Raw genomic sequence first — 1,864 nt, forward strand, 5'->3', positions numbered from 1 at the left:
GGGTAAGATTATGATTAGACATTTCCTCCAAAACAATCTCAAAGGGCAGACAGGATGCCTAACCCACAAGAATTTTTGGAGATGTCTATTAGCGATCGCTTAATTTATACTCAGGAAAGCTGAGGTGCGATTTTAGGGATCGTTCATAAAAATTTTGATTCTAGACTCTTCTTACCCTAAACCCTCTCAAAACTCAAATCTTTTTCATTTCGCTAAATTTGGCGTGAATTTTTTCCAGTTCATCTTCCATGTTTTCAATAACTTCTGGAGAATGGAGGCGCAGCATTAAGAACCACGCGCCACCAACGCAAAGGTACATCAAGAACAAGTAAGGGAAAACGTTAAATGGGAAGGGTGGTGCGGGGTATAGGCTACCCACGATCGGGATCAGCATGAAGAGAACTGCTAAAACTGCGATCGCAATATCGAGTATATTCAATACTCTCTGTCTGTAAAGATAAACAGGTGCAGCAATTGCGATCGAAATGTACGCGGTTAAAAATCCATAGGTAGCCAGAGTTCCCATGTATGTAATAATATCCAATATTGACAGACTAAACAACGACATGGATGCGGGTACAATAAACAAAATAATAGATAACATGGTGATGGCAATGTGAGGCGTTTTGTTGCTTTTGTGCGCTAAACCCATCGCATCATGAAATATGCCGTGTCTAGCCATTGTAAACAGAATTCTCGATCCCGCATTGATGCAAGCGATAACGCAGCTGAAGAAAGTTACTAGCGCTCCAATTGTAATTAGCAAACCTAAAAATCCTACCCCTGCTATATTAGCTACATCGTTGATGGGGGAATCGCTTTTGTCTAAAGGCGTACTGTAACCGCTAAAAGCTAGCACTTCAGTGTAGGCAAGTAAAGTAAAGAATAAGCCGGAAAGTATGGGTGTTAAAACCACAGCAGCGGGAATAAATTTGAGCGGATTTTTGGCTTCATCTCCAAGGGCTGTTGCACTTTCAAAGCCTGTATAACTGAAAATGGCCAGTATAAGTCCAAGTATTAATTCATCTGGCTTTGTATCTTTGAGGTAAAGTTGTGACATATCGATCGCAAAGCCATGTTTGAATAAAACTATAGCTGCTATAAGCAATAGCAAACTGACAGAAAAAGCTTCCAGTCCCAGCATTAATTTAGTTGATAATTGGATATCTTTGTACGCAAGATACCAGCCAAAGCCAGTACAAATTGCCAACAAAAATATAGGAGATAATTCGATGCCGATTAAGCTTAGCAAGACATTGGCAAAGTTGCTGAATGCAGCTACAACAGCCATCCCGGCAAATAGATAAGCTAGCAAAAGACTCCATCCAGAAATCACTCCCATCGTTGAACCAAGGCCCATACTAATGTAGGCGTAAAGCGAACCTGGAGATGCAGAACGACGAGCGAACTGGCTAATATTAAGGCCGACCAATACTACACCAATCATCGCGATCGCAAAAGTTAACCAAGTTCCGTTTCCGGCGTTGGCAAACACTAATCCTACAGATATTGTAGGCGCTGCGGTTGGTGCAACGTTGGCAAATGACTGAGATATTATTTCCGGGAAAGAGAGACATTCAGCTCGCAAACCGGAAAAATTCTGGTTTGTTTCATCGGGCATTGGTGAATTTTCAGTCATATTTAACTGTAGGGTGTGTTAGGCACGGGTGAAAAATTAAGTATTGCAACTAATAATTAAATTGCGCTGCCTAACGCACCATCTCCCAAATTGGTAACACAAATAATAGACATCTCCTCCAAAAGAATCTCAAAGGCAGGCAGGATGCCTACCCCACAAGAATTTTTGCAGATGTCTAATGAACATTTTACCTGCTCGACCCGAAAGAACCTAACTTTCTGGCAA

The 1,864-nt window shown here is 41.4% G+C and carries 1 protein-coding gene; it reads right to left on the reverse strand.

The genetic code is table 11. The features are described from left to right. Positions 1-193: 193 nt before the first annotated feature. Positions 194-1,639 (reverse strand): APC family permease, encoded by a 1,446-nt coding sequence (locus tag H6S82_RS31615; RefSeq protein ID WP_199315280.1) that lies wholly within the window; start codon positions 1,637-1,639, stop codon positions 194-196. Between the last annotated feature and the right edge of the window lie 225 nt (positions 1,640-1,864).

It is taken from the genome of Planktothrix sp. FACHB-1355, from assembly GCF_014748295.1.
GTDB lineage: Bacteria > Cyanobacteriota > Cyanobacteriia > Cyanobacteriales > Aerosakkonemataceae > Aerosakkonema > Aerosakkonema funiforme_A.

Bases quoted from the DNA above. Each gene is read 5' to 3' on its own strand.
- H6S82_RS31615 (WP_199315280.1), bottom strand. From the start codon at position 1,639: ATGACTGAAAATTCACCAATGCCCGATGAAACAAACCAGAATTTTTCC.